Here is a 22,212-nt window from a genome sequence, read left to right as displayed (position 1 = left end):
CCGGGGCTTGACGTGCGCCGATGCGGACCCCACTATGTACGCAATCGTTAGCGCAAACGTTAGCGGAGGTTGCGTGCGTCATCTGATCCTGCTGGGCACCGGGGGCACCATCGCCACCACGGACGGGCCCGGCGGCCGCCGGGTCGGCGTCCCCACGGCCGAGCTGCTCGCGGCGTCCACCGCCGTCTGGGCGGATCCGGCCGTGCGGGTCGAGGTGCGCGAGGTGCGCCGCACCGTCAGCTTCGCCGCCACCGTCGCCGACGCGCTGGCCCTGGCCGCCACCGTGCGCGAGCTGGGCGCCGCCGCCGACGGCGTCGTCATCACGCACGGCACCGACACCATGGAGGAAGTGGCCTTCCTGCTGGGCCTGGCGCACGGCTCGGACGTCCCCGTCGTGCTCACCGGCGCGCAGCGGCCCTACGGCCACCCCGGCGCCGACGGGCCCCGCAACCTCGCCGCCGCGCTCCGCTGGGCCGCCTCGCCCGCCGCCCGCGGCACCGGCGTCACCGTGGCCTTCGACGACCGGGTGTGGCCCGCCGCCGGGGTGCGCAAGGTCAGCAGCCTCGCGCTCGCCGCCTTCGCCGCCCCCGGGCGCGGCCCGGTCGCGCACGTGGACGAGGCGGGCGTCCGGCCGCACGCCGTCCCGCCCCGCCCCGCGCCGCTGCTCACCGGCCGCCACGACGACCTGCCCCGCGTGGACGTCGTCCCCCAGTACCTCGGCGCCGACGCCACCGCCGTGCACGCCGCCCGGCGGGCGGGCGCGCGCGGCCTGGTCGTCGCCGGGTTCGGCGTCGGGAACGCCACCCCCGAGGTCGTCCGCGCCTGCCTCGACCTGCTCCGCGAGGGCGTCCCGGTGGCGGTCGCCAGCCGGGTCGGGGAGGGCCCCGTGCTCGGCCTCTACGCGGGGGCGAGCGCCGAGCTGTCGGCGGCCGGGGCCCTGTTCGCGGGCGACCTGTCGCCCTGGCAGGCCCGGCTGCTGCTCGCCGCCGCCCTCGCCGCCGAGCCCGGCGCGGGCCCGGCGGAGGCGGCCCGCCGCTGCCGCGCCTGGCTCGCCGAGGCCGGGGCGCTCAGCCCGTCCGGCACCAGCACCTACACCTACACCGGCACCGGCACCGGCACCGCCGGGGTGCCCGGCCCCGTCCGAGAAGTCTGAGAGGGAGACAATGGCAAAGGAAATCCTGGTCGCGTACGGAGTGGACGTCGACGCGGTCGGCGGCTGGCTCGGCTCGTACGGCGGGGAGGACTCCCCCTGCGACATCTCCCGCGGGCTGTTCGCCGGCGAGGTCGGCGTGCCGCGCCTGCTGGAGCTGTTCCGCCGCCACGAGCTGCCCACCACCTGGTTCTGGCCGGGCCACTCGATCGAGACCTTCCCCGAGCAGTTCGACGCCTGCGTCGCCGCCGGGCACGAGATCGGCGCGCACGGCTACAGCCACGAGAACCCGATCGCGATGAGCCGGGAGCAGGAGGCCGCCGTCCTGGATCGTTCCATCGAGCTGATCGAGGACCGCGCGGGCCGCCGCCCCACCGGCTACGTCGCGCCCTGGTGGGAGTTCTCCCCGGTCACCAACGAGCTGCTGCTGGAGCGCGGCGTCAAGTACGACCACTCGCTCATGCACCGCGACTTCGAGCCGTACTACATCCGGGTCGGCGACTCCTGGACGAAGATCGACTACGACCGTCCGGCCGGCGCGTGGATGAAGCCGCTGGAGCGCGGCGAGGAGACCGCGCTGATCGAGATCCCCGCCTCCTGGTACCTCGACGACCTGCCGCCGATGATGTTCATCAAGGCCAGCCCGAACAGCCACGGGTTCGTCAACCCGCGCGACCTCGAGCAGATGTGGATCGACCAGTTCGACTGGATCCACCGCGAGTCCGAGTACGCGGTGTTCACCATGACGATCCACCCGGACGTCTCGGGACGTCCGCAGACCCTGCTCATGCACGAGCGGATCATCGAGCACATCAACCGGCACGACGCCGTCCGCTGGGTCGGCTTCGACGAGATCGCCGACGACTTCGCCCGGCGCAACCCGCGCTGACCGCCACCGGTGCGGGCGCCCCGCGCCCGCACCGCACCCGCCGTACCTGATCACGACGGCCCCAGCCTCCCCCCCGCAGTCCCTTTCCTTCTTTCACCCCTGAAGGCTGACCATGTCTGGAAACTCCGCGCCCTTCCCCCCTGGCGGCGCACCGCTCGCCCCGGCGGCCGTCCGCCGCGTCTCGATCGTCTGCTTCCTCGCCTGGGTGTTCAGCGTGTTCGACTACACCCTCTTCGGCACCCTGCTGCCCGCCATCTCCGACGACTACGGCTGGGACTCCGGCACCGCCACCGCCGTGACCACCTGGATCACCATCGGCACGTTCGTGGTCTCGCTGTGCGTCGGCCCCATGCTCGACCGCTGGGGACGCCGCCGCGCCCTGGCCGTCACCACCGCCGGCGCCGCGGTCGCCTCCGGCCTCACCGCGCTGGCCGGCGGCAAGGTCTCCATGGTCCTCATCCGGGCGCTGTCCGGCCTCGGCTACTCCGAGGAGGTCGTCAACAGCGTCTACCTGAACGAGGTCTACGGGAACAACCGGCGGCGCGGGTTCATGTACAGCTTCGTCCAGAGCGGCTGGCCGGTCGGCGCGCTGCTGGCCGCGCTGGTCTCGGCGCTGCTGCTGGACACCATCGGCTGGCACGGGGTGTTCCTGTTCGCCACGTTCCCCGCCGTGGTGATCGTGCTGCTGGTGCGCAAGCTCCCCGAGTCGCCGACCTTCGTCAACCTGACCCGGATCCGCGAGCTGCGCGCCGAGGGGCGCGCCGGCGAGGCGGCCGAACTGGCCCGGCACGCCGGCGTCGAGACCGGCGAGACCGGGCGGCTGCGCGACATCTTCACCCCCGAGCTGCGGCGCCACACGATCTGCCTGTCGGCGGCCTGGCTGCTGAACTGGATGGGCATCCAGGTCTTCTCCGTGCTCGGGACGACCGTGCTCACCGACTCCAAGGGCGTCTCGTTCGACAGCGCGCTGCTGGTGCTGATCCTCGGCAACGCGGCGGGCTTCGCCGGGTACATCGCGCACGGTTACGTCGGCGACCGCATCGGCCGCCGCCTGACGATCACCATCGGCTGGCTGATCGGCGGCGTGGTGATGACGGTGATGCTGATCGGCCCGTCGTCGGCGGCGTTCGTGATCCCCGCGTACGCGCTCGGCCTGTTCTTCCTGCTCGGCCCGTACGCCGCGCTGCTGTTCTACATGGGCGAGTCCTACCCCGCGAAGGTCCGCGGCATCGGCCCCAACACCGCGCACATCATGGGCCCCATCGGGGCGATCGCCGGATCGGCCGTGCTGTCGGTGCTGCTGAGCGCCGTCCTGCCGATGTCGGTGGCCGCCTTCTTCGCCGGCGCCGTCGGCATCCTCGGGTCCGGCCTGGCCATGCTCGGCACCCGCCGCGTCGACCAGGACGGCTCCGGCGCCGCGTCCGGCGGGCCCGTCCCGTCCCAGAACCCGCACGACCTGAGGAGCACCCTGTGAGCGAACCGGCCAAGGCGGCCGTCATCAGCGGCGGCGCCAGCGGGATCGGCCGCGCGCTCGCGGTCGCCTACGCGAGGGCGGGCGTGGCCAGCGTCATCGGCTACCACCCCGGCGACCCGCACGACCCGCGGGCCGCGGTGGACGAGGTGACCGCCGCCGGGGGACGGGCCGTCGCCGTCCCGGCCGACGTGCGCGACTCCGCCGCCGTGGACGGCCTCGTCCGGACCGCCGTCGACACCTTCGGCCGCCTCGACATGGCCGTGGCGGCGGCGGGCGTGCTGCGCCGCGCCCCGCTCGCCGAGCTCACCGACGACCGCTGGGACGAGATGCTCGGCGTCGACCTCACCGGCGTGCTGCGCGTCTTCCGCTCCGCCGCGGCGGTCATGGGCGAGGGCGGCGCCATGGTCGCGGTGTCGTCCATCGCGGGCGGCGTGTACGGCTGGGACGACCACGCGCACTACGCGGCGGCCAAGGCGGGCGTGCTCGGACTCGTCCGTTCCCTGGGCGTGGAGCTGGCGCCGCGCGGCATCCGCGTGAACGCCGTCATCCCCGGCCTGATCGAGACGCCGCAGTCGCTGGACGCGGAGAACTCGCTCGGGCCGGAGGGGCTGCGCGCCGCCGCCCGGGTCATCCCCGCCGGGCGGGTCGGGAGCCCCGAGGAGGTCGCCGACGTGATCAGGTTCCTGACCTCCGACGAGGCGGGCTACGTCACCGGCCAGCAGCTCCTGGTGGACGGCGGCCTCACCGTCCGGTTCCCCGACTGACCGAGGAGAGCGACATGACAGCCACTCCCGTCCTCGCCGGACGGCGCGCCCTGATCACCGGCGCGGCCAGCGGGATCGGCGCCGCGATCGCGCGGGCCTACGCCGAGGCGGGCGCCGCGCTCGCCCTCGCCGACCTGGACGCGGCCGGGCTGGAGGCGGTCGCCGACGGTCTGCCCGGCGGCACCGCCGTCACCCGGCACGCCCTGGACGTCACCGACGACGGCGCCGTCCGGGAGACGGTCGCGGCGGCGATCTCCGCGCACGGCGGCCTCGACGTCCTGGTCAACGGCGCCGGGATCCTCAGCGAGGTGCCGCTGGTGGAGATGGACACCGCCACCTGGGACCGGATGCTGGAGGTCGACCTGCGCAGCGTGTTCCTCTGCTGCCGGCACACCGTCCCGCACATGATCGAGGCGGGCGGGGGCCGCGTCGTCAACATCGCCTCCCAGCTGGGCCAGAAGGGCGGCGAGGGGCTCACCCACTACTCGGCGGCCAAGGCCGGCGTGATCGGCTTCACCAAGGCGCTCGCGCTGGAGGTGTCGCGGCACGGCGTGCTCGTCAACGCGATCGCGCCCGGCCCCATCGAGACGCCGCTGATCGGCGGCCTCAGCGCCGAGTGGAAGGCCGCCAAGGGCGCGGAGCTGCCGCTGGGACGGTTCGGGCGGCCCGAGGAGGTCGCGCCCACCGCCGTCCTGCTGGCCTCCGACCCCGGCGGCAACCTCTACACGGGGCAGACGCTCGGGCCCAACAGCGGCGACGTGATGCTGTAGGCACCGATGTGCGGAGCCTGCGGCACGGCCGCGACGTGGACCGAACGGATCGCCCCGCTCGACCAGGGCGGGGCGGTCCGCCGGGCGCGCGCCCTGAACGCCCTGCTCGCCGTCGGCCCGCCGCGGCTGCGCCGGGTGAAGGCGTCACCATGGCCGGGCGGCGGGTGGCGGCTGCACGCCCCGGACGGGTGGCACTTCGCCCGCTCGCTGGACGAGGCGATCGGCCTGCTGGCCCGCCGCTACGGGCCGCTCGTGGCGCCCGACCCCGGCGACGCCTCGACCGAGGCCCCGCTGCCGGAGGCGGTGCCGGGCCACGCCCTGGTGGTGTGGGCGGTCGCCGTTCGGCACGCGGGCCTCACCGCGACCGTGCGCACGCTGGACGTGAACCTCGCGATCGACCCGTCCGGGGTGCACGCCACCGCCGTGCGGCCCGGCGCACCGGACGCGGGCGTGCTGCGTTCGGGACGGGCGGCCCGCTCCCTCGCGCGGCACCTGGAGATTGCCTGCGCCTGACCTGCCCGGGTTCGCGCGGCTCAGGGCTTGCGGGCCACCGCGCAGTACGCGTCCACCGGCTCGATCGTCCCGACCTCCACCTCGTCCGGCCGCCACTGCGTCAGCGGCACCAGCCCCGGATCGACCATCTCCAGCCCCTCGAAACATTGGGCGAGCCGCTCCGGGGAACGCAGGTTGTAGGCGATGGGCGCATTGGCGTTGTAACCGTCGGTGCCGACGCGCATTCCCTCACTGGTGTCGGTGGCGTCCCAGAGCACCAGATAACTGCCCGAAGGTGCCGCGTCCATGACCCGCCGGACGATCGAGAGCACCTCGTCGAAATCGGGGGCGAAACCCAGCACGCCCATGAACATGGCGGCCAGCGGCTCGTTGAAGTTCAGCACGTTCCTGGCGTCGGCGATGATCTGGTCGGGCTGGTGGTAATCGGCGTTGACATAGGTGGTCACGCCCTCGGGACTGGTGTTCACCAGCAGCGCGCGGGCGTGCGCCAGCACCAGCGGGTCGTTGTCCACGTACACGACCTTCGACTCGGGCGCGACGCCCTGCGCGACCTCGTGGGTGTTCTGCATGGTGGGCAGGCCGGTGCCGATGTCGAGGAACTGGCGGACGCCCGCCTCCGCCGCCAGATGCCGTACGGCGCGCACCAGGAACCCGCGCGACTTCACCGCCATGTCGACGATCTGCGGGTAGGTCGCGGTAACGGCGTCACCGGCGACGCGGTCGGCCTCGTAGTTGTCCTTGCCGCCCAGCCAGTAGTTCCAGACCCGCGCCGCGTGCGCCACGTCCGAGCGGATCTCGGGAATCGACGCGAACTGCGAAGCGGGAGGCCGTTCTGTCATGGGGTCGGACTCCAAGTCGGGGTCGGCAGTCCATACGGACCTGGGAATGGTGTGATCGCATACTAGCGGCGGACTTTCCCGGAACCGGACGACGAACGCGCCGATTTTCCGACTCCGCGGTTTTCGTCCGGGCCTCCGCCCGGATCCCCGCCGGACCTCGGCCGGAGCGGCTCCGAAGTGCTATTTTCCGAGGGGGTCGGCCGGGAAATTGGTCCCTGATTCATGCTGAATGTCCGTGTCCCGCCGGTACCGAAGCGCCGGAGCTGGAGGAGCAGATGCGCGAGGTCGCCTTCTCGGTGCTGGGCCCGGTCGAGGTGACGATCGGCGGGAGCGCGGTGCCCCTCGGCGGCGGGCGGCAGCGCGCGCTGCTGGTCGCGCTGGTCCTCGACACCGGCCGGGTGGTGTCGGTGGAGCGGCTGGTGGACGAGCTGTGGGGCGACCTCCCGCCGGGGTCCGCCCGGACCCAGGTGCACACGCTGGTCCACCGGGTGCGGCGCGCCCTGGGCGAGGCGGGCTCCCTCATCGAGACCTGCCCGCCCGGCTACGTGCTGCGCGCGGGCCCGGCGCGAGTGGACGTCACCGCGTTCACCGAGCTGGTCGCCCGCGCCCGCGACGACGTCCGGCGGGGGCACCCGGACGAGGCGGCCGCCGCCTTCCGCGAGGCGCTCGGGCTGTGGCGCGGCCGGGCCCTGGACGGCGCGAACGCGGCGTTCGTCCTCCGCGAGGCCGCCCGCCTGGAGGAGCTGCGGCTGGCCGCGTACGAGGAATGCCTTGGCGTGGAGCTCGCCCTCGGCCGGCACGGCGCCGCCGCCGCCGAACTGGCCGCGCTGGTCGCCGAGCACCCCCTCCGCGAGGAGCTGCGCGCCCTGCTGATGCTGGCCCTCCACCGCTGCGGACGGCGGTCGGAGGCGCTGGAGTCCTACCGCCAGGGGCGCGCCCTGCTGGTCGAGGAGACCGGGCTCGAACCGACCGAACGGCTGCGCCGCGTCCACGACGCCGTGCTCCGGGACGATCCGGCCCTGCGCGCCGCCGAGCCGGACCCGCCCCCGACACGTCCGGAGCGTCCACCGCCACCAGCGCCTGCGCCGCCCCCGGCTCCGCGGAGAACGAGCAGCGTACGGCTCCGCCTCGCCGCGGCCGGCGTCGCGCTGACGCTGGCGGTCAGCCTGAGCGGCTCGTCGGTCACCGACCGCCACCGCGCCGAGGCCGGCACGCCCGACCGGCAGTGGGTCCCGGGGCCCGCGTGGGTGAACGACCCGCCCAAGCCGGTCCCCGCGACGTTCTTCGGCACGAGCGTCGGCACCAACAGCGGCGCCATGCCCGGCTTCCGCACCGGGGCCGTCCGGTTCTGGGACAGCCGCACCCGCTGGGCCAACGTCGAGCCGCGCCCCGGGGCGTTCGACTGGGCCAACCTCGACCGCATGGTCGACGGCGCCGAGGGCGCCCGGCTCCCGATGCTCTACACCATGGGCATCACGCCGTCCTGGGCGGCGCCCGACGGCCCCCGGAGCGCCTACGACGACGACTCCAGGACCGCGCCGCCCCGCGACCTGGCCCACTGGGACCGCTACGTCCGCGCCGTGGCGTCCCGCTACAAGGGACGCATCGGCGCCTACGAACTCTGGGACTACGCCAACACGCCCCACCACTACACCGGCGACCTGCCCACCCTGGCCGAGATGACGCGGCGCGCCTCCGCCATCATCCGGCGGGAGGACCCGCGGGCCACGGTCGTGTGCCCGTCCATAGGGGAGCTGTGGGAGGCCGAAGGGCTCCGCTACATCGCCCGGTTCGCGTCCCTGAAGGGCTACCGCCACTGCGACGCGGTGGCCGTCAAGCTGCACCCGCGCGACCCGGGCGGACGGCCGGAGGAGATGACCGAGCAGGCGACCCTCGTCTACAACGCCCTGCACGACGAGGGCGTCCACCTGCCGATGTGGGTCACCGGCCCCGGCCACTCCGGCCCGACGGACGCCTCGCTCGGGGAGGAGGACGCCAACAACTTCGCGGTGCGGTTCTACCTGGCGGGCCTCTACGCCCGCTACGCCCGCATGTACTTCTACAGCTGGGGCGTCCGGAACCTGCCCCTGGTGCTCCAGGTGGAGGGCAGCCCCCCGACCCGCGCCGCGTTGTTCGTCGAACAGCTGCAGGAGTGGCTGGACGGCGCCCGCATCCGGTCGTGCGGGCAGGGCCGCGTGGACGGCCTGCCCGAGGGCGTCCGGCAGTGCCGCTTCCGGCTCGCCGGTGGAGAGGAGGGCGCGGTGCGGTGGGCGATCAAGGGCGGCGCCGAGATGCGGCTGGAGCACGGCGCGTACCGCGCGGACCACCTCGACGGCCGGGTCGCGGCGGTGCACGGCGGGGTGAAGCTGCCGCTCACCGAGCGTCCCGTCCTGGTGCGCTTCCGCGCCGTGCGGCCCGCCGACCCGTGATGACAGGCGCCGCATAGCGGTCGGACAGCCCGCTCGGGCCAGGCGCCCCGGGCCGTCCAGCCGGGCCAGGCCGTCGAGGTCAACGGCAGCCCCGTCATCGTCCGCTACCGGACGGCGTAATGGACATGAAGACCATGGGAGGGAAGGGCCGCCGGAGAATCTCGCGGCGGGCGGCATAGGGAGTACGGGGCTCCGGTGTCTATTGGGGTGACATCGGAAGGAGGCGCCGTGAACCGAGAAGCCCGCGAGAGCTTCACCGCGTTCGTCGCGGCGCGGTCCGGCACCCTCATCCGGACGGCGTACGTGCTCACCGGCGACCAGCACGCGGCCGAGGAGCTGCTGCAGTCGGCGCTGGCCAAGACGGCGGCGCGGTGGCGCCACGTCCACGACAACCCCGAGGCGTACGTGCGCCGCGTGCTCTACAACGAGCAGGTCAACCGCTGGCGGCGGCGGGGCCGGGAGGCGATCGTGGCCGAGCCGCCCGACATACCGGTGGACGACGGCAGCCGCGAGGTCGACCTGCGCGTGACGCTGGAGCAGGCCCTGCTCGCGCTGCCTCCGCGCAAGCGCGCCGTGCTGGTGCTGCGCTACTACGAGGACCTGCCTGAGAGCGAGGTCGCGCAGATCCTCGGCTGCTCGGTCGGGACGGTCCGCAGCCAGGCCCACCGCGCCCTCGCCCGGCTGCGCGAGCTGGCCCCCGACCTCGCCGCCCACCTCGAGTTCACGGGAGCGTGAGATGACCGACGACATGCTCAAGGACGCGCTGGGCCGCATCGCCGACCGGGCCGAGCCCGTGGACGGCCTCGCCGAACGCGCGCTGCGCGCCGCCGACCGCCGCCGCCGGACCCGCGCCACGGCCGGTGCCGCGCTCGCGCTGGCCGTGGCCGTCGCCGTGCCCGTCACTTTCACGCAGGCCACCGGCTCCGGGGAGAAGGCCCCCGCCCTGAACACCACCCGGCCGGACAAGACCTCGCAGGGCCTCCCGGAGAACTCGCCCGAGGAACTGAACACCGCCCGCCGCTGCCTGCGGAACGGGGTCCCCAGGGGAATGGGGGGCGAGCACCGTCCCGAGTACGGCAGCGCGAGCGACTTCCGCTTGCTGGTGAAGTCACCGGTGGACAAGGGAGATTACCTGGCCGAGGTGGCGAGCGAGGCGGGCTTCGTGCTGTGCGCCACCAGCGAGAGGGCGGGGAATGTCGAGGTGCCGATCTTCCATGCCTGGCCAGGACGGACCTCCGGTGGCCTGTGGACGTTCGGCGCCCCGTTCCGCGTCGACGCGATACGGCAGGTGTCGCCCAGCGCGTGGGATGCGTACGCGCTCAGTGTCGTCCTCGTGGGCCGCGCGAAGCCCGGCGTGGCACGCGTGAGGATCGCCTGGGAGAACGGGCGCACGTCCGAGGCCACCGTGGACAACGGGTTCTTCCTCGGTCACACGCCCACCAAAGTGGTCCCGACCAAGGGCGAGGGCGACGCGATGTCGCGCGGTGCGATGAGTCCCGTGACGATCCGGGTCGCAACGGTGACCGGGTACGACTCGGCGGGCCGCGCCGTGCACACGTGGCGGCCCGAGAGCAAGGGCGAGGCCGGGGGCTTCGCGCCCGCCGACTGCCATGACGGCCTCACCAATCCGCCCCCGTCCCTCTGCTCGGACTGACTGCGACCGACCAATACTGGCAATTCGGGCAGCACCTTTTGAGAATATCGTTTAAGGAGAAGTCCGCCCTTTTGATGTCGGTTAGGGTTTACCTGTGGATCTGGGGCTGGTCCAGCGATGGTATTCCGTCGGCTCGGACGTTGTGGTGCATCTGATCGGGGGGCGGTCCACCCGCGGCCGGCTTGAGGCGATCGACGCCGACAGCCTGGTGCTGGTGACCGAAAAAGGACCCTCGCTTCTTCTGGCGACGTCGATCGAGCAGATCGAACTCGCGGACGCGTCGGTGGCGGTCGCGGCGCCGCCGCCCGCCGTCCCGGCCGCCGCGCGGGCGCCCGCCCCGCCCCCCGAACCCGAACCGGTCGTGCTGTCGGCCGACTGGGAGCGGCTGCCGGAGGAGTTCGCGGTCGACGCCGAGCAGGCCGAGCTGACCGCGCCCGTCTTCGCCCGCGACACCGCGATCCCGCTCTCCTACGGCATCGTCCAGGAGGTCGACGGGCATCTCAACCGCGTGCGCAACCGGCTCGCGTCGTCCAGCACGCTGAACGAGCCCGGCCGCGCCATCCAGGCGATCCGCGACCTGGTCACGGCGAGCGGGCGATGCGGGTACGCGCCCGCCGCGCACCTGGCCGCGCTGCTGCTCCTCGAACGCAGCGGCACGGAGGCGTCCCGGCGGCAGGCCGCGGAGTGGATGGCCGGAGCGGCCCGGTACGGCGGGCGCTACGCCTGGGACCTGGCCGTGCTGCGTATGCGCGCGGGCGAGCACGAGGCGGCCGCGGCGGTCCTCGGCGACGCGCTGCGCCTGAGCCCCGCCCAGCAGGCCGACGACCAGCCGCTGGGCCTCTTCCTCGCGCTGGTGCTGGACGTCGGCGACCTCTCCCTGCCCGCGTCGGTGCTCGCGGCGGCGCGGACCGGCGCCGCCGAACGCGCGGTCGCGGTACGGGCCGGCCTGTACCTGGTGTGGCGGCTGGCCACCGACCGGGCGTACGACCTGGAGCCGCTCCTGTACAAGACCGGCCCGGACGCCGACGACCTCGCGCGGGTGCTCGACGCCCTCGAACCGGGCGCGGCCGAACGGTACCGTCCCGAGGCGCAGGCCCCTCGCGGAGGCGTTGCTCCGCGCGTCCCGGCGCGTCCCGGCATGCCCGTCCCGCCGCCGGGGCCGGGGCGCACGCCCGCGCCGCCGGCGCCGTCCGAGACGGCCGCACGGCTCGTACCGGAACCCGAGTCGGCCCGGCCCGCGCCCGCCGCCTCGCGGCCAGGCTCGGCGGAGGAGACCGAGGACGAGACCGCGATCAGCCCCAAGGACCCGCGCCTGCACGTGTTCGCCGCCCGCCGCCAGCTCGACCTCGGCAGGTTCGCGGACGCGCTGAAGATCGCGCAGCGGGCGCTGGCCGACCACCCCGAGCATGCCGAGCTGCTGGAGATCGTCGACGTGGCGCGGCGCGAGAAGGCCCCCGCGCCGCGTCCCGCCACGGCGCCCGGCCGGCCGTCCAAGCCCCAGTCCGCCCGCGACCGGGGGTCGCTGTACGCGCGGGCGCAGCGCGCCGACACCCAGGAGAAGGACCCGGCCAAGGCCGAGGAGCTGTACCGCCAGGCGATCGCCAAGGGCGGCGACAACGAGCGCGCGGTGCGCTCCCTGGCCTGGCTGCTGCACCGGCAGAAGCGCAGCGAGGAGGCGCTGACGCTGCTCCGCGACGCCGACCACGAGGTGCAGGAGCACCTCCCGCACCAGAACATGATCATCACCATCGTCAGCGACCTCGGCCGGTGGGACGAGGCGGCGCTGCTGCTGGAGGCGCTGCTGGAGGGCGACCACTCCAAGCAGACCCGCACCGGGCTGCTCAAGCGGCTGATCGTGGCGTACCGGAAGCTGCGGGACGCGCGCAGCGCCAAGGACGCGGCCGAGCGGCTGCTCAAGCACGGCCCCCGCAACCCCGAGTTCCGCGACATCTGGGAGGAGCTGGAGAAGGCCGAGCGCACCGGCATGTGGGACAAGATCGACGTGCTGCTCGCCAAGAGCGACTGGAGCCCCGAGCAGCCCGGTTCGATCAGCCCCATCCTGCTGCTGCACCTGGACCGCTGCGAGTACGCGGGCGTCAACCCGCTGCGCGTCCAGGAGGGCACGCTCAGCGAGAAGGACGTGCACGGCCTGGAGGCGCTGATCCGCAAGCTCGGCTCGCGGCGCTCGGCCGACCGGGCCGCCTACAACCTGTCGGCCGCGCGGATCCTGCGCGACCTCAACCAGACCGACGACGACCTGTTCCGCCGGTCGCTGCGCGGTTTCGGCGCGGCGATGGGCGACCTGTGCGCCGCCGAGCGCCGGCACGGGGACGTGACCCGCACCTACTACGCGCAGGCGGTGGCCCTCGGCCCCTGGGACGAGATGGGCAGGCTCAAGGTCATCCAGTTCGTCCTGTCCTACCTGGACCCCGACTGGCAGCAGCCGCAGGAGAAGCCCCCGTTCGAGAAGGTCGTGGAATGGGTGCTGGAGAACGAGAGCCTGCGCCGCCCGCTGCTGCTCGGGCTGCTCAACCTGGCCGGCGGGTCCGACCCGGTGCGCAAGGAGATCGTGTCGCGCACGTTCCTGGTCGCCGAGATCCGCCGGGTGCTGTTCGACGAGGTGTGCGCCTACCTCGGCCGGGAGGCGGGCAGCTGCACCCGGGACGTGTACGTCACCGTCTGGCAGGAGGCGCTGCGCACGCTCCGCCAGCAGAACGACGAGCAGCGCAAGTCGCTGCAGCTTCCGCTGGACCGCAGCGAGCCGCTCGGCACGCTGGCCGAGGACCAGCAGCAGCTGGAGCAGGCGCGCACACTGGCCCCGACGACGCCGCTGGACATCGACCGGCTGAAGACCGTCGCCACCACGCTGGGCGACATCCGCGGCTACCTGGAGCAGACCTCCTACCTGGAGCAGGAGCGGCTGGAGTCCAAGATCCGCACCGCGGTGCGGGAGCTGGTCGCGGAGATCGAGGAGTACCCGACCCGGCTCTCCCTGGAGTACCTCGTACCGCTGCTGCGGAAGCTGGACGCCGCGATCACGGCGCACTTCGACGAGGTGGGGCGCGCCGCCGAGCCCAGCGAACTGGAGGTCGACCAGGTCCTGCCCAGCTACGCGCCCGACGCCGCGTCCACCATCCAGGTGCAGCTCAGCGTGAAGAACCTGCCGCGCCGCAGCCCGGCCGTGGACGTGATGCTGCGCGTGCTGGACAACCCCGACGACTACCGGCGCGTCCCGGAGCCCATCCAGGTCGCGCACAGCCTCCGGGACGAGCAGACCGAGAGCTGCACGGTGCCGCTGGTGGTGACGCCGTACGCGGTCGGGGAGCGGCTGGTGACGCTGCGCTACCGGCTGGAGTTCACCGTCCGGTCCGACCGGCGCGTCGTCACCGAGCCCGACACGCTGTCGCTGCGGCTGAACGACCCGCAGGACTGGAAGCCGATCCCCAACCCGTACTCGGAGGGCTCCCCGGTCGAGGACGTGGAGATGTTCTACGGCCGGGAGGAGCTGATCCAGACCCTGGTGGACGCGCTGGAGCGGCCCGACGCCAAGTGCGTGGTCATCTACGGCCAGAAGCGCGTCGGGAAGTCCTCGGTGCTCCACCACCTGCAGCAGGCCCTCGAACCGCCGGTGCTGGCGGCCAAGTTCAGCCTGCTGGAGCTGGCCACCAACCTCGACCACGCCCGCTTCCTCTACAAGATCGCCGACGCGTTCTTCCGGCAGCTGGAGGACCACGAGGAGGAGGGCCGGCCCGCCCTGGACCTGCCGCGCCCCGTGCTGCGCGACTTCATCGACAGCGGCGACCCGCAGATCTACTTCGACGACTACATGCGCGGGATCCAGCGCGGGATGCGGCGCAGCGAGGCCTACCGCGACTGGCGGATGGTGCTGCTCCTGGACGAGTTCACCGTGCTGTACTCGGCGATCGAGCGCGGCGGCCTGCCCCGCGAGTTCATGAAGGCGTGGAAGGCGATGCTGGAGAGCAAGCTGTTCAGCAGCGCCGTCGTCGGCAACGACCTGATGCCGCGGTTCCTGAAGGCGTTCCCGAACGAGTTCCAGGTGGCCCGCCAGGAGCCGGTGTCGTACCTGGACATCGGGCCCGCCGAGGCGCTGATCACCAAGCCGGTCCGGCTGGAGAACCAGGAGAACCGCTACCGGGGCGACTCCGTGCAGCGCATCCTCGAACTCACCGCGCGCAGCCCGTACTACATCCAGCTGTTCTGCAACCGCCTCATCCAGCACATGAACGCCGAGCGGCAACTCCTCATCGGCCCCGCCGACGTCGACCGGGTCGCCACCGCGCTGGTCAGCGGCGACCAGGCCCTCCTGCAGGAGCAGTTCGACAACCTGCTCACCCCGGGCGACGCCGATGTCAGCGACCTGCCGGGGGACACCGTCATGGCGGTGCTGAACGTCTGCCTCACCGGCCGCCGCCGCGACCTGCACCTGGACGGCCGCAAGGCGCGCGACCTGCCGGAGGGGCCGCGGGTCCTGGACGACCTCGTGCGGCGGAACGTGATCGTCCAGGAGGCCGAGGACCGCTACCGCATCCGGGTGGGGCTGTTCGCCGAGTGGCTGTGGCACAGGAAGGCGTAGCGGACATGACCGACAGCCGTGCGGGCAACCCGTTCGCCACGGTCGGGCACATCGTGCACGGCGACGCGCACGTCGGCCGGGCCGGGGCGATCGGGACGCTGCGGGAACGCGTGCTGGCGCAGCCGACCGCCGCGGCCACCGCCATCATCGGGCCGCCGCGGATCGGCAAGTCCAGCCTGGCCTACCACCTGTTCATGCGGCCCGAGGTCCAGGCCGAGCATCCGCGCCTGCTGCCCGTCTGGATGAACGTGAGCGTGCAGGGCGGGGCGCACCGGCTGTTCCGCCGCCTCGTCGAGGACGTCTGGGACCTGGTGTGCGAACGCGTGCCGGACACCGACGCGCGGATCGCCCGCGCCTACGAGCGCGCCCTCGCCCCGGACCTGGACTGGGCGGAGCTGCAGAGCGAGGCGCGCGAGTTCCTCCGGCTGGTGCGGCGGCGGGGCTGGCGGGTGGTGCTGGTCCTGGACGAGTTCGACGCCGCCCGCGAGGCGTTCAAGTCCCAGCCGGGCACCTTCCAGGCCCTCCGCGAGCTGGCCTACAACCTGGACTGCAACGTCGGCCTGGTCACCACCTCGCGCCGGGAGCTGCGCGAGATCGTCGACATGGCCGACCCGGACGAGTCCACCTTCCCGGGCATCTTCCGTTCGATCTTCCTGGTCTGCTTCGACCGTCCCGAACTGGAGGAGCTGGTCGCCCGCCTGCCCGTCCCCGGCGACCTGGCGGGCCGCCTGGAGGAGCTCACCGGCGGCCACCCGTACCTGGCGAGCGTCCTGCTGGAACGCGTCTTCGAGGCGCACCCGGACGGCCCGCCGCCCGGCGACATCCCGACGCTGAACGGCCCCATGCCCCCGGAGTTCCAGTACTACTACCGCGACCTGGAGGAACTCCTGCGCGCGGACGGCAAGCTCCGCGACATGCTGGAGGTCGTCTTCGGCCCCCAGCTCGTGGTGACCCCGAACGACGCGCTGAGCCTGCAGCAGCGCGGCCTCGTCCGGGTGCGGGACGACTCCTACGGCGCCTTCTCCGACCACTTCCAGCAGTACCTCGCCCTGCTGAGCCGCGACGTGGCCGACTGGGACAACTGGATGAGCGTGGAGCGCGGCCTCCGCGACCTCATCGAGCGCTCCTTCGAGGACCGCTACGGCCCCGACTGGCCGGACGAACTCCGCAAGACCCGCCCCAAGCTCACCGCGATGCTCGACAAGTGCGGCCAGCTCATGGACCGCGAGGTCGCCTCCTTCGGCTCCCGCGCCTCCACCCGCCTCCTCGACTTCACCTACCCGCGCGACCTCTACGACCTGATGGCCTCGCACTGGGACATCTTCGGCAAGGTCATCAACAAGGACAAGAGCTACTGGAGCGAGCGCTTCTCCCTGCTCGCCAAGGTCCGCAACCCCATGGTCCACAACAGGATGTCCGTGGTCACCCCCATGGACCAGCGCAAGTTCAAGCTCTACTGCGACGAACTGAGAGAACTCCTCAACCCCTAGAGCAGTCCGGCGAGCTTGTAGAGGACCAGGGAGCCGGCGACGGCCACGTTGAGGCTCTGGCCGGTGCCGACCATGGGGATCTCCACCGCCAGATCGAGCAGGTCGAGGGCCTCGGGCGGGATGCCGTGCTGCTCGTGGCCCAGCACCGCGACCGTACGCGTACGGGCGGCGGGGAGGTCGGCCAGGCGGACGGCCTCGTCGGCGAGTTCGACGCCGACGACCTGGGTGTCCTCGGCGCGCTGGTGCTCCAGCCAGGAGAGCGGGTCGTTCACCCAGTGCACGCAGGACGGACGGCGGAGCGTGTTGCCCCGTTCCAGGGCTTCGGGCACCCAGGGGAAACGCGGCACGGCCAGGCAGGCGCCCACCGCGTCGCAGGTGCGCAGCAGGGTGCCGAGATTGGCGCCGTGCAGCGGCCACAGCGGGGCGGCGATCAGATGATCCCAGCAGGAGTGCGCGCGGCGCCGACGGGTGCGGCGGAGTTCGCGGCGCGGCCTGGTGCGGATCTTGCCGGGGTTTCCTGCCCCGGTACGGGTCGTCACCGGGACGGGGCGGTCAAGCCCCCCTTGCACGAGAGAGAGTTCATGGAGCAGCGCACTTCTCGGTGTGAGCGGACCATCGCCGGTACGGATTTCGCCCCATTTTACGGCCTGGCGGACCAAAGGGGCCAGGGCCCGCCCCGCTGATCACAGCGGCTCGTCCACGACCAGCATGTCGGCCACGAAACATGCCACGCCGCCCCGCTCGTCCCGGCCGATCCACGTCGGGTACGAGCCGTCGCCGAATCCGGACCGGAACGCGATGAGGTTGGCGCCCGTGCCGGGATCGGTGAACTCGTGCGCCGGCCCGGTCTCGTCCCCCGAGAAGGTCTCCTCCCACGCCTCCTCGACGATCTCCGCCAGCGAGGGGAGGGCCGCCGCGTCCACGAAGCAGCCGAGCCCCGCGTCGACGCCGAAGCCGAAGAACTCGCCCTCGCCGAGCGTCCGGGGATCCTGCCCGTCGCGCAGCGCGAGCTCCCAGCTCGCGACGGGCTGCTCGCTGATCTCCAGCCTGGCCGCCGCGACGATCGCGGCCTCCGGGGGGTCGTCGAGCCGGAGCCGGGACAGCACCAGGTCGTACTCGCCCGGCGAGACCGCCGTGGTGAACGGCGCGACATCGGAGTCCAGCCAGCCGGGATCGGCGGCGGCGACCTTCCCGGACGAGAACCGCCCCGCCCCGGCCCGCCACACCTCGACGGTGACCTCCTCGCCGGTCGTCAACCGGTGGCGCGTGCCCTCGGTGAACAGGAGGTCGATCCGCCCCGGCCGCAGTGGCCGCGGCGGGTGCCAGGGCCGCTCCTCCGGGGGAAGCCCCTCGCCCTCCACCCCGGGCACCTCGCGCAGGACCACTTCCCCGGAAAGCTCCCCGCGAATGGCCAGGAACCCGGCGAGCGCTCCCCAGTCGCCGAACTCGGGGACGTCCATCCAGTAGTCGTCCGGTGAGACCTCGCGGCCGGTGTCCGTCCGCCCGCCGCGACTGCCGGACGGCTCGTGCTGCAACCACAGCTGCCCGTCCAGCCTGACCACCCAGGTGCGCCGCTCCGCGACGTCGTCGAACTCGGGCCGCCCCGCGTCCGCGTACACCCACTGGCGCAGCCGCTTGATGAAGAGGCGGCCCTCGGCGAGGACGCGTCCCTCGGCGACGAAGTCGCGCCGCCCCTCCTCGTCCAGGAGCCAGGTCGCGCAGTAGTGGGCGCCCCACGCGATCTCGATGACCGCGACGGGCCGTCCCGCACTCGACAGCAGCACCGCGTACTGCTCGCCCGCATGATCACGGCCGCGCGCGACCTCCGGGGACAGCGCCCCGACCGCCGCACGGGCGCCCGGATCCCACCCCTCGTGGTAGGAGACCTCAAGCTCATCCACCATGTTCGCCTCCTAGAGAGCCAGTGGTTCGCCGTCCATCCAGCGGGCGAGCGCGTCGCGGTCGACCAGGACCAGCGTGCCGTCCGCCTCGTCCAGCGCGTGCCGCGTGAACGTGCTGTTGGTGACCAGCACCCCGACATGACCCCGATACGTCGAATGCACGGCCCCGATGAGGTTGCGCACGCGGTCGGCGCCGACCGTCTTCTGCTGCCGCTTGCACTGCACGGCGACCTTGACACCGTCGCCGGTCAGCGCCGTCACGTCGACGCCCCGGTCACCGGCCCGGCCGACCACCTGGACGGCCCGGAACCCGTCCCTGCGCAGCAGCTCGGCCGTGAGCTCCTCGAACTGCGCGCCGGTCATCACGTCCACCCGTTCCAGATGGGCGAGCTCGCGCAACCGCTCCGCCCGCCGCCTCCTCTCGCGCCGCTCCATCACCAGCAGCACGGCCCCGCCCGCCGCCAGCAGCAGCGCGACGGTCAGGACGCCCACGATCCACGGCCAGTACTCGGCCACCAAGGGAGCGACCACGAACACGACGGTCATGGCCAGCGCACCGGCGACCAGCGCGCCCCCGGCGACAACGACGACATGCGGCCCGCTCCGGGCGGGCGGAGGAGCTGCCATCAAGAACCTCCGTTGACTGCGACCTGACCCGAGAATGACACCCCCCTCTGACATTCCGGTCGCTCTTCCAGGATTTCCCCCCTCAGCCAAGGGATTGGCGCAAGGAGGACGGCCGCACACTTCGGCCTACGTGCCGATCTCCTGCTTCCCGACGCCGACCCACTGGCCGACATCGCGCCACACAAACCGCGCCGTAGGCTCGGTGCTCGATGGACGGTGGACGCATGTCGGGTCGCGCCATCAGCGATCGCGTCGTCCTCTGCGGCGAACGGGCGGGCGTCCCCGGCCTGAACGGGCACAGCCTGCGTTCGGGGTTGGCCGTTTCGTCCAGGTGGAGTGAGCCGGAGCAGACCCGAGATCGCACGCTCGGCCCCCACCTTCGCGCCCTGGCCACCATCGCGAGGCTTGATTCGGAGGCTGCGCGGACGAGGTAGGCAGGCCCGGTGACGCGCTTCACAGTCGGCTCCTGTCAGGAATCGGGGCGCTGTCTCGCTCAAGGGGCAACGAACCAGACAGGAGCAACGCCATGAAGCACCGCATCCTCGTCCTCGGCGCCGGATACGCCGGGGCGTACGCCGCCGGGAACCTGGCCCGCCGCCTCTCTCCCGCCGACACCGAGATCACCGTCGTCAACGCCGAGCCCGACTTCGTCGAGCGGATGCGCCTCCACCAGCTCGCGGCGGGCCAGCGGCTCAGGACCCAGAAGCTCGCCGACATGTTCGCCGGGACCGGGGTGCGGCTGCGCCTGGCGCGCGTCACCTCCGTCGACCCCGAGGGAAAGACCGTCGCCATGACCGGCGGGGACGAACTCGCCTACGACACGCTCCTCTACTCGCTCGGCAGCCGGGTCGCCGACCACGGTGTCCCCGGCGTGGCCGAGCACGCCTTCAACGTTGCCGGGCGGCCTTCGGCGCTGCGTCTGCGCGAGCGCCTGGACAGCCTGGACGAAGGCGGGACCGTGCTGGTCGTCGGCGAGGGGCTGACCGGCATCGAGACCGCCACCGAGCTCGCCGAGTCACGGCCCGGTCTCTCGGTCGCGCTCGCCGCCCGCGGCGAGCTGGGCGCCTGGCTCTCACCCGGGGCCCGCCGCCACCTGCGCCAGGCGTTCGACCGGCTCGGCATCACGGTCCACGAGCACACCAGCATCGAGGCCGTCGAGCCGACGCGGGCGGTCGGCGCCGACGGCACCTTGTTCCCGGCCGAGGCGACCGTATGGACGGCCGGGTTCGCCGTCGACTCCATCGCGGCCGCCGCCGGCCTGAAGGTCGCCGAGACCGGTCAGATCGTCGTCGACCGCACCATGCGCTCGGTCTCGCACCCGGACGTCTACGCCGCGGGCGACAGCGTCCACGCGATCGGCGAGAACGGCCGGCGACTGCCGATGTCGTGCGCGTCGGCCGGCTACACCGGCGTCCAGGCGTTCGAGGCGATCGTGGGACGCCTGACCGGCGACCGGGTCTCGAACACCAAGCTGGTCTACGTCGGCAACCACATCAGCCTCGGGAGGCGGGACGGGATCCTCCAGATGGTCGACGGTGAGGCGCGATCGAAATCCTGGTACGTGGGCGGCAGGAAGGCCGCCCGTGTCAAGGCGGGCATCCTCAAGGGCGCCCGCTTGGGCGTGGCGCACCCGACCTTCGGCATGCCCAAGCGCAAGCGCCGCCTGGCCGCGGCACCCGAGAGGGTCGCCGCATAGGTTGGTCCTGATGGACAGCACCGCCATCGAACGGTTCGAGGCCAGCCGGGACCGGCTGGCCTCGCTCGCGTACCGTCTGCTCGGCTCGGCCGCCGACGCCGAGGACGCCGTGCAGGACGCGTTCCTGCGCTGGCAGGCCGCCGACCGGGAGCTGGTCGAGGTGCCGGAGGCCTGGCTGACCAAGATCGTCACGAACCTGTGCCTCGACCGGCTCCGCTCGGCGCAGGCACGCCGCGAGCGCGCGGTCGGCGCCTGGCTGCCCGAGCCGCTCCTGGAGGGCGACCCGATGCTCGGCCCGGCCGACACCTTCGAGCAGCGCGAATCGGTGTCGCTGGCCGTGCTGACCCTCATGGAGCGCCTCTCGCCGGTCGAACGGGCCGTCTACGTCCTGCGCGAGGCCTTCTCCTACGGCCATGCGGAGATCGCCGGGATCCTCGACATCACCGAGTCGTCGAGCCAGCAGCACGCCCACCGGGCCCGGCGCCGTGTCGCGGGCGCGCGCCGCGGCGGCGAAGTCGACCTCGCGTCCGCGCGCGAGGTCGTCGAGGAGTTCCTCGCCGCCGCCTCGTCGGGGCGCACCGAACGGCTGGTGGCGCTGCTCACCGATGACGCGACCGCGATCTCCGACGGCGCCGGACTGGCCAGGACGCTGCTGCGGTACGGGACCCCCGAACGCGTCGCCGTCGTCGCGCGGGCCGGGTTCACACCCACTCCCGCCAAGCGGCGGCTGGTCGGCGGTGCCCTCGCGATGCACTTCGGGCTGGTCAACGGCTCCCCGGCCATCCTCGCCGTGCTCGGCGACCAGGTCGTCGGCGCCGCGGCGTTCGAGATCAGCGGCGGCAAGGTCGCGACCGTCCGCGGCTTCGCCGCCCCGTCCCGCCTCGCCCGCCTCACCGAGACCTGGCGGCAGCACGAACCCGACGCGCCGATCATCGCCGAGTGGTGACCGCCGATTTGCTGAGCGCGTTCACAGGTTGGGGAGGGGTGTGCGTTCGTGGGGGCGGGGGAGGAGGGAGAGGAGGTAGGGGGGGCCAGAAGTCGTCGCGGTCGGAGATCATCAGTTTTCCGTTCCGGCGTAGGAGCCAGGTGATTTCTCCGGCGAAAGTCAGGAGAGCCGGGCCGTCGAATCGGTCGAGGATGGTCGTGGCCAGGCGGATCATGTCCCGGCGTTGCCGGGCGCCGTCTTCGAGCATGTCCAGGCGGAAGAGGACGTGGACGGTCGGGGTGAAGCCGAATTGCTCTTCGACGGGGTCGGGGAACGGGAGCGGGGACCGTTCGCCGGCCATCACCAGGAGTCCGCTGGGCAGGCGGGTCTGGGGCAGGACGCGGGCGACGCGGTCCGCGGGCTCGGGGCAGGCCAGTTCCAGCGCGTAGTCGATGGCCATGTGACGACCTCGCTTGCAGATGTGGGGCCCGCGGCTT

Annotated in this window: 18 protein-coding genes; 13 read left to right on the top strand and 5 right to left on the bottom strand. The window is 72.9% G+C overall.

Annotated features, from left to right (window positions below):
* Positions 1 to 73 precede the first annotated feature (73 nt).
* The 6 genes from ACFPZN_RS02845 (at position 74) to ACFPZN_RS02820 (ending at position 5,560) form a co-directional block, all read left to right on the top strand.
* Positions 74 to 1,153: an asparaginase gene (locus ACFPZN_RS02845; protein WP_378279813.1), complete on the top strand. Its 1,080-nt coding sequence runs from the start codon at positions 74 to 76 to the stop codon at positions 1,151 to 1,153.
* 10 nt (positions 1,154 to 1,163) lie between these two features.
* Positions 1,164 to 2,039, top strand: coding sequence for a polysaccharide deacetylase family protein (locus ACFPZN_RS02840; protein ID WP_378279811.1), 876 nt, complete (start codon positions 1,164 to 1,166; stop codon positions 2,037 to 2,039).
* Between the two features lie 112 nt (positions 2,040 to 2,151).
* Positions 2,152 to 3,513: an MFS transporter gene (locus tag ACFPZN_RS02835; protein WP_378279809.1), complete on the top strand. Its 1,362-nt coding sequence runs from the start codon at positions 2,152 to 2,154 to the stop codon at positions 3,511 to 3,513.
* Positions 3,510 to 4,277, top strand: a complete 768-nt coding sequence (locus ACFPZN_RS02830) for an SDR family NAD(P)-dependent oxidoreductase (protein WP_378279807.1) — start codon at positions 3,510 to 3,512, stop codon at positions 4,275 to 4,277. Before ACFPZN_RS02835 ends, ACFPZN_RS02830 begins: the two co-directional genes overlap by 4 nt.
* A gap of 14 nt (positions 4,278 to 4,291) precedes the next feature.
* The gene (locus ACFPZN_RS02825) at positions 4,292 to 5,047 is read left to right on the top strand and encodes an SDR family NAD(P)-dependent oxidoreductase (protein ID WP_378279805.1); all 756 of its coding nucleotides are present in this window, start codon (positions 4,292 to 4,294) and stop codon (positions 5,045 to 5,047) included.
* A 6-nt stretch (positions 5,048 to 5,053) separates the two neighbouring features.
* Positions 5,054 to 5,560, top strand: a complete 507-nt coding sequence (locus ACFPZN_RS02820; RefSeq protein WP_378279803.1) for a hypothetical protein — start codon at positions 5,054 to 5,056, stop codon at positions 5,558 to 5,560.
* A gap of 20 nt (positions 5,561 to 5,580) precedes the next feature.
* On the opposite strand, the gene ACFPZN_RS02815 is transcribed toward ACFPZN_RS02820, so the two are convergent.
* Entirely contained in the window at positions 5,581 to 6,399 is an 819-nt protein-coding gene (locus ACFPZN_RS02815; protein ID WP_378279801.1) for an SAM-dependent methyltransferase, read from the bottom strand.
* A gap of 275 nt (positions 6,400 to 6,674) precedes the next feature.
* Here ACFPZN_RS02815 and ACFPZN_RS02810 point away from each other — a divergent pair, with 275 nt between their 5' ends.
* The 5 genes from ACFPZN_RS02810 to ACFPZN_RS02790 all read left to right on the top strand — a co-directional run bounded on the left by ACFPZN_RS02810 (position 6,675) and on the right by ACFPZN_RS02790 (position 16,566).
* On the top strand, positions 6,675 to 8,828 hold the full coding sequence (locus tag ACFPZN_RS02810; protein WP_378279799.1) for a BTAD domain-containing putative transcriptional regulator: 2,154 nt from the start codon (positions 6,675 to 6,677) through the stop codon (positions 8,826 to 8,828).
* A gap of 228 nt (positions 8,829 to 9,056) precedes the next feature.
* Entirely contained in the window at positions 9,057 to 9,563 is a 507-nt protein-coding gene (locus tag ACFPZN_RS02805) for a SigE family RNA polymerase sigma factor (RefSeq protein WP_378279797.1), read from the top strand.
* Between the two features lies 1 nt (position 9,564).
* Positions 9,565 to 10,482: a hypothetical protein gene (locus tag ACFPZN_RS02800; protein WP_378279795.1), complete on the top strand. Its 918-nt coding sequence runs from the start codon at positions 9,565 to 9,567 to the stop codon at positions 10,480 to 10,482.
* Positions 10,483 to 10,627: 145 nt separating this feature from the next.
* Positions 10,628 to 15,076, top strand: a complete 4,449-nt coding sequence (locus tag ACFPZN_RS02795) for a tetratricopeptide repeat protein (protein WP_378279793.1) — start codon at positions 10,628 to 10,630, stop codon at positions 15,074 to 15,076.
* A gap of 5 nt (positions 15,077 to 15,081) precedes the next feature.
* A complete protein-coding gene (locus tag ACFPZN_RS02790; protein WP_378279791.1) occupies positions 15,082 to 16,566 on the top strand; it encodes an AAA family ATPase in 1,485 nt (494 codons plus the stop codon).
* On the opposite strand, the gene ACFPZN_RS02785 is transcribed toward ACFPZN_RS02790, so the two are convergent.
* The 3 genes from ACFPZN_RS02785 to ACFPZN_RS02775 all read right to left on the bottom strand — a co-directional run bounded on the left by ACFPZN_RS02785 (position 16,563) and on the right by ACFPZN_RS02775 (position 19,094).
* Entirely contained in the window at positions 16,563 to 17,135 is a 573-nt protein-coding gene (locus tag ACFPZN_RS02785) for a TrmH family RNA methyltransferase (protein WP_378279789.1), read from the bottom strand. The two genes, ACFPZN_RS02790 and ACFPZN_RS02785, sit on opposite strands and share 4 nt — an antisense overlap.
* Before the next feature lie 114 nt (positions 17,136 to 17,249).
* Complete coding sequence (locus ACFPZN_RS02780) at positions 17,250 to 18,470, bottom strand: DUF4241 domain-containing protein (RefSeq protein ID WP_378279787.1); 1,221 nt, start codon at positions 18,468 to 18,470, stop codon at positions 17,250 to 17,252.
* 9 nt (positions 18,471 to 18,479) lie between these two features.
* Positions 18,480 to 19,094, bottom strand: coding sequence for a restriction endonuclease (locus ACFPZN_RS02775; RefSeq protein ID WP_378279785.1), 615 nt, complete (start codon positions 19,092 to 19,094; stop codon positions 18,480 to 18,482).
* Between the two features lie 526 nt (positions 19,095 to 19,620).
* On the opposite strand from ACFPZN_RS02775, the gene ACFPZN_RS02770 reads away from it, so the two are divergent.
* Both ACFPZN_RS02770 and ACFPZN_RS02765 read left to right on the top strand, forming a co-directional pair.
* Positions 19,621 to 20,790 carry an NAD(P)/FAD-dependent oxidoreductase gene (locus ACFPZN_RS02770; RefSeq protein WP_378279783.1) on the top strand — a complete coding sequence of 390 codons (1,170 nt, stop codon included), beginning with the start codon at positions 19,621 to 19,623 and terminating at the stop codon, positions 20,788 to 20,790.
* Between the two features lie 10 nt (positions 20,791 to 20,800).
* Entirely contained in the window at positions 20,801 to 21,736 is a 936-nt protein-coding gene (locus tag ACFPZN_RS02765; RefSeq protein WP_378279781.1) for a sigma-70 family RNA polymerase sigma factor, read from the top strand.
* Here ACFPZN_RS02765 and ACFPZN_RS02760 read toward each other — a convergent pair.
* A complete protein-coding gene (locus ACFPZN_RS02760) occupies positions 21,720 to 22,175 on the bottom strand; it encodes a SitI3 family protein (RefSeq protein ID WP_378279779.1) in 456 nt (151 codons plus the stop codon). The two genes, ACFPZN_RS02765 and ACFPZN_RS02760, sit on opposite strands and share 17 nt — an antisense overlap.
* Positions 22,176 to 22,212: the final 37 nt, after the last annotated feature.

The organism is Actinomadura rugatobispora (genome assembly GCF_042656285.1).
In the GTDB taxonomy this organism is placed as follows: Bacteria; Actinomycetota; Actinomycetes; order Streptosporangiales; family Streptosporangiaceae; genus Spirillospora; species Spirillospora rugatobispora.
The sequence above is the reverse complement of the archived record's forward strand: the minus strand, read 5'-3'. Positions and strand labels throughout refer to the sequence as shown.

Excerpts from the sequence above, each read along its gene's own strand:
- ACFPZN_RS02760 (WP_378279779.1), bottom strand. The coding sequence starts at position 22,175 with ATGGCCATCGACTACGCGCTGGAACTGGCCTGCCCCGAGCCCGCGGAC.
- ACFPZN_RS02790 (WP_378279791.1), top strand. The coding sequence starts at position 15,082 with ATGACCGACAGCCGTGCGGGCAACCCGTTCGCCACGGTCGGGCACATC.
- ACFPZN_RS02765 (WP_378279781.1), top strand. The coding sequence starts at position 20,801 with ATGGACAGCACCGCCATCGAACGGTTCGAGGCCAGCCGGGACCGGCTG.
- ACFPZN_RS02835 (WP_378279809.1), top strand. The coding sequence starts at position 2,152 with ATGTCTGGAAACTCCGCGCCCTTCCCCCCTGGCGGCGCACCGCTCGCC.
- ACFPZN_RS02800 (WP_378279795.1), top strand. The coding sequence starts at position 9,565 with ATGACCGACGACATGCTCAAGGACGCGCTGGGCCGCATCGCCGACCGG.
- ACFPZN_RS02820 (WP_378279803.1), top strand. The coding sequence starts at position 5,054 with ATGTGCGGAGCCTGCGGCACGGCCGCGACGTGGACCGAACGGATCGCC.
- ACFPZN_RS02810 (WP_378279799.1), top strand. The coding sequence starts at position 6,675 with ATGCGCGAGGTCGCCTTCTCGGTGCTGGGCCCGGTCGAGGTGACGATC.
- ACFPZN_RS02775 (WP_378279785.1), bottom strand. The coding sequence starts at position 19,094 with ATGGCAGCTCCTCCGCCCGCCCGGAGCGGGCCGCATGTCGTCGTTGTC.
- ACFPZN_RS02770 (WP_378279783.1), top strand. The coding sequence starts at position 19,621 with ATGAAGCACCGCATCCTCGTCCTCGGCGCCGGATACGCCGGGGCGTAC.
- ACFPZN_RS02825 (WP_378279805.1), top strand. The coding sequence starts at position 4,292 with ATGACAGCCACTCCCGTCCTCGCCGGACGGCGCGCCCTGATCACCGGC.
- ACFPZN_RS02815 (WP_378279801.1), bottom strand. The coding sequence starts at position 6,399 with ATGACAGAACGGCCTCCCGCTTCGCAGTTCGCGTCGATTCCCGAGATC.
- ACFPZN_RS02840 (WP_378279811.1), top strand. The coding sequence starts at position 1,164 with ATGGCAAAGGAAATCCTGGTCGCGTACGGAGTGGACGTCGACGCGGTC.
- ACFPZN_RS02780 (WP_378279787.1), bottom strand. The coding sequence starts at position 18,470 with ATGGTGGATGAGCTTGAGGTCTCCTACCACGAGGGGTGGGATCCGGGC.